The sequence below is a fragment of the uncultured Anaerococcus sp. genome (genome assembly GCF_963510915.1).
GTDB lineage: Bacteria > Bacillota > Clostridia > Tissierellales > Peptoniphilaceae > Anaerococcus.
Map to the genome: position 1 here is coordinate 1 of NZ_CAUPHG010000117.1, position 4,484 is coordinate 4,484.

The 4,484-nt window shown below is 30.6% G+C and carries 4 protein-coding genes and 1 pseudogene; all 5 read left to right on the plus strand.

Annotated features, from left to right (window positions below; translation table 11 throughout):
• On the plus strand, positions 1 to 931 hold a 931-nt coding region (locus RQ893_RS08270; RefSeq protein WP_311482545.1), incomplete at its 5' end, for a MurT ligase domain-containing protein.
• A gap of 5 nt (positions 932 to 936) precedes the next feature.
• Positions 937 to 1,569, plus strand: coding sequence for an adenosylcobyric acid synthase (locus RQ893_RS08275; protein ID WP_311482547.1), 633 nt, complete (start codon positions 937 to 939; stop codon positions 1,567 to 1,569).
• 12 nt (positions 1,570 to 1,581) lie between these two features.
• Positions 1,582 to 1,896 carry a YerC/YecD family TrpR-related protein gene (locus RQ893_RS08280; protein WP_311482548.1) on the plus strand — a complete coding sequence of 105 codons (315 nt, stop codon included), beginning with the start codon at positions 1,582 to 1,584 and terminating at the stop codon, positions 1,894 to 1,896.
• 54 nt (positions 1,897 to 1,950) lie between these two features.
• Positions 1,951 to 4,146, plus strand: coding sequence for a UvrD-helicase domain-containing protein (locus RQ893_RS08285; protein WP_311482546.1), 2,196 nt, complete (start codon positions 1,951 to 1,953; stop codon positions 4,144 to 4,146).
• 2 nt (positions 4,147 to 4,148) lie between these two features.
• Positions 4,149 to 4,484, plus strand: a pseudogene (locus tag RQ893_RS08290) (NAD-dependent DNA ligase LigA); the annotation flags it as partial.

Here is a 4,484-nt window from a genome sequence, read left to right on the forward strand (position 1 = left end):
TTTTTTTACAATTCAAATTGACAGGTTTTGCCTAATTAAAAAATCACTAGATAAAATTGTTGAAGGCATAGAAATGATGCCAAATACTAAGATTATAGCCAATGGTGATTTGCCAATTTTTTCTTATGATAGTCTGAAAAAGTTTAAACCAACCTATTATGCAATTAGAGAAGATGATAATGATGATTATAATAATGATGCTGAGTTTAATTCAGACGGTATTATATGTCCTAATTGTCACAGTATTCTCAAGTATAGGGTAGTTAATTACTCTTCATTAGGGGATTTCTCTTGCCCAAATTGTGATTTTAGATCACCAGATATAAAATATGAAATAGAAAAAATTGCTAGTTTAGATCCAAATCATTCAAAATTTTATATTGATGGTAAACCTTATGAAGTAAATGTTGGTGGAATCTATAATATATATAATGCTCTGACTGCTTTATCAGTTGCCTATGAACTTGGTCTAACTTATGAAGAGATAAGTAGAGGTTTAAAAAAGCAAAAGAATGTTTTTGGAAGACAGGAAAATATAGAAGCTTATGGCAAAAAGATAGTAATTAACTTAGTCAAAAATCCAACTGGTCTTAATCAAGTTATTGACTTGGTTATGCTTGAAAAACAACCCATATCTCTAATTTGTCTTTTAAATGATAACTATGCAGATGGACTTGATGTAAGCTGGATATATGATTCTTATTATGAAAAATTAGCAAATTTAGATATCAGAGATGTTTATGTATCTGGTAAGAGAAAAAAGGATATGAGACGAAGACTTGAAATAGCTGAGATTTTTGATGGTGACATAAAAGAATTTGACTATGAAGTTCAGATAAAAGATATTATAAAAAATGCAAAGACTGATAATATTTATATCCTATCAACTTACACAGCTATGCTCAAGTTAAGGGAGGTGCTTGCCTTATAAGAAAGATAAGAATATGCCACTTATATGGTAATCTATTAAATACCTATGGAGATGTAGGAAATTTAATGGCTTTTGAGTATGAATTAAAAAAAATGGGTATAGATTTTAAGAGAAATATTATATCTATTGGAGATGATTTTAAGGCTAATAATTATGACTTTGTGTTCTTTGGCGGTGGACAAGACTATGAGCAAAGCATAGTTAAGGATGATTTATTAAAGAAAAGAGATGAACTTCATAAATTTATTGAAAATGAAGGTTTGTTTCTTGCTATATGTGGAGGTTATCAACTTTTAGGTAAGTACTATTATAATGCAGATGGAGAAAAAATCGAAGGGTTGAATATTTTTGACCATTATACAATAAATCAAGAATCTAAAAATCGTTTTACAGGTCAGATAAAAATCCAAGTTGAAAGATTTAATGAAATATGCCTTGGTTTTGAGAACCACGGAGGCAGGACATTTTTATCTAATAATCAAAAACCATTTGGGATTGTTCTAGAAGGTAATGGAAATAATGGAGAAGATAAAACAGAAGGTTTTATCTACAAAAACACTATTGGGACATACTTGCACGGTCCGATTCTAGCAAGAAATGAGAATTTGTGCAGGAAAATAATAAAAATAATTATTTAAGGAGAAAATATGATGACAGAATCAAAACTAAGAACCAAAGAAGCTGATGAGTTATTTGAAGCCATTTTAATGCTAAAAGACGTTGAAGAGTGCTACCAATTTTTTACAGATATATGTACAGCTAGGGAAATCCAATCAATTTCACAAAGACTCCATGTAGCAAAACTTTTAAAGATTAGAAAAACATACTCAGTAATAGAAGAAGAAACTGGAGCTTCAACTGCTACTATATCAAGAGTGAATAGATCACTTAACTACGGTGAAGGCGGTTATGAACTAGTTCTTGAAAAACTAATTGAAAAAGATTTAAAAGAATCAAAAGAGTAAGTCAACTTACTCTTTTTTTGTGGTATAATGTTATGGTTAAGGAAGGATGTGTAGATGAATTTAGATAGGTTAAATGATAGGCAGAAAGAAGCTGTTTTACATAAGAATGGACCTCTATTAGTTTTAGCTGGAGCTGGTAGTGGTAAGACTTCAGTTCTAACTTCTAGTATTGCCTATAAGATACAAGAAGAATCTGTAGATCCTAGGAATATTCTAGCCATTACTTTTACCAATAAGGCAGCTAATGAAATGAAGGAAAGAGTAAGTTCCTTACTTGGTATGGATGTATCATATCTTTGGATTGGCACATTTCACTCAATTTGCGCTCGTATTTTGAGGATGAACATAGATAAAATTGGTTATTCTAACAATTTTACCATATACGATAGTCAAGACCAAAGAACCTTGATTAGAGATATTATTAAAGATTTGGGATATAAGGATGAAATAAATCCTAAACTTGCTCAAAGTATAATTTCAAATGCAAAAAATAGGTCACTAAGTCCAGAAGAATTTCTCAAGATGAATTTTTATATGCAAAATTCTGATGAGATTGCAGAAATTTTCAAAAAATATGAGAAAAAGAAGTATGAATACAATGCCCTCGATTTTGATGATTTGATAGAAAAGGTGTTAGAACTTTTTGTTAAGGATCCCGAAACTCTAAGATATTATCAGGAAAAATTTGATTATATATTCGTAGATGAGTTTCAAGATACAAATAATTCTCAGTATGAACTTATAAGATTTATAGCTGGGCAAAAACAAAATGTAATAGCTGTTGGTGACGCTGACCAGTCAATTTATTCTTTTAGGGGTGCAGATATTAGAAACATCCTAAATTTTGAAAAAGATTTTAAAAACACAAAAATAATAAAACTTGAGCAGAACTATAGGTCTACATCAAAGATTTTAAATGCTGCAAACGAACTTATTGCTAACAATTTAGAAAGAAAAGAGAAAAATCTTTGGACAGAAAACAACGAGGGTTCAGATATTATATACAAAGAGACATCTGTTGAAAGTGACGAAAGTAAGTTTGTTATTGATACTATCAAAAGCCTACTTAATGATGGTTATAAAGAAAGTGATTTTGTGATTTTATATAGGACTAATGCTCAGTCCAGACCCTTTGAAGAGGCCTTGCTTAAAAATTTAATAGATTATAAGGTGGTTGGTGGTTTAAAATTTTATGATAGGAAAGAAATTAAAGACCTCATCGCTTATTTAAATATTTTAGTAAATAGCAAAGACGATGTAAGCTTAAAGAGAATTATAAATGAGCCAAAGCGTGGTATAGGTGATAAGACTATAGAGCAAATTGAAAGTATTGCAGTTAGCCACGGTATATCTATGTTGGATTTAATAACTGACCCTAATTTTTCGGTTTTACTTTCAGATAGGTTAAAAAAACTTGTTGATAAGTTTTATGAACCAATAGCAGAAATTTTTATAAATGTAGATAAATACAACATTGTTGATTTAATTAATGATGTCCTTGATAAAACAGGATATTTAAGAAATCTAGAAAAATCCCTTCTTGTAGAGGATAGGGCTAGAATTGAAAATATAAACGAGTTTTTATCTTCGGCTGCAGATTATCAGGATGCAAATCCAGATGATAATTTAAGAGATTATTTAGAAAACTTATCACTTTTATCAGAAATAGATAAGACAGAAGACAGTGTAGAGTCGGTATCATTAATGACTATGCATCAGGCTAAGGGACTTGAATATCCTGTTGTATTTATAGTGGGTCTTGATGAAGGGCTTTTTCCAGGCAAGAGAAGCCTTGATGAAGGCAACCTAGAAGAGGAAAGAAGGCTTTTCTATGTTGGAATTACACGTGCAGAAGAGAAGCTATATATGACAAGCTCTCAAGTTAGGAGAAATTATGGTAAAGTTACTTACTATAAACCCTCACGATTTGTTGATGAGATTAAGGATTTGATTAAAAAAGAAACAAATAAAGAATTTATCAATTATAATTCTAAGTCTTATGAACGAGCTATGAATGAAGATTATATGAGAGAAAAGGCAAGACAATCCGTTCTTGATCTTAAAAAGAAAACAGTAAAAAAAGATGATTCTATTTACCAAGTTGGAGATACAATCGAACATAGTAAATGGGGAAGGGGCATGGTTGTTCAAGTTAAGGAAAGTTCAGAAGGTAATGAACTTTTAATTGCTTTTGATAAAAAAGGGCTTAAAAAACTTAACCAGGATTATGCACCAATTAAAAAGGTATAGGTATGAATAAAGTAGATGAGCTTAATAATATAATACAAAAAATAAATAACCTAGACTATCACTACTATACCCTGGATGAGCCTTTAGTTTCTGATGGAGAATACGATAAGCTCTATGATAAATTGGTTGATTTACAGAAAGAATTAGGCTTTGTTCCAGATAACTCTCCTACAAAAAGAGTAGGAGGACAGGTATTAGATAAGTTTGAAAAGCATTATCATATCACAAGGCTTTTGAGTCAAGATAAGGCCCAATCCTATGATGAAATAAAAGAGTGGATCGACAGATGTAAGAGGCTTAAAGATGCATATGAAATAGAAACTGGCGAAAAACTAGCT

What these genes read in the sequence shown, in the direction of transcription:
- RQ893_RS08280 (WP_311482548.1), top strand. Translation starts at nt 1,582, where the DNA reads ATGACAGAATCAAAACTAAGAACCAAAGAAGCTGATGAGTTATTTGAA.
- RQ893_RS08285 (WP_311482546.1), top strand. Translation starts at nt 1,951, where the DNA reads ATGAATTTAGATAGGTTAAATGATAGGCAGAAAGAAGCTGTTTTACAT.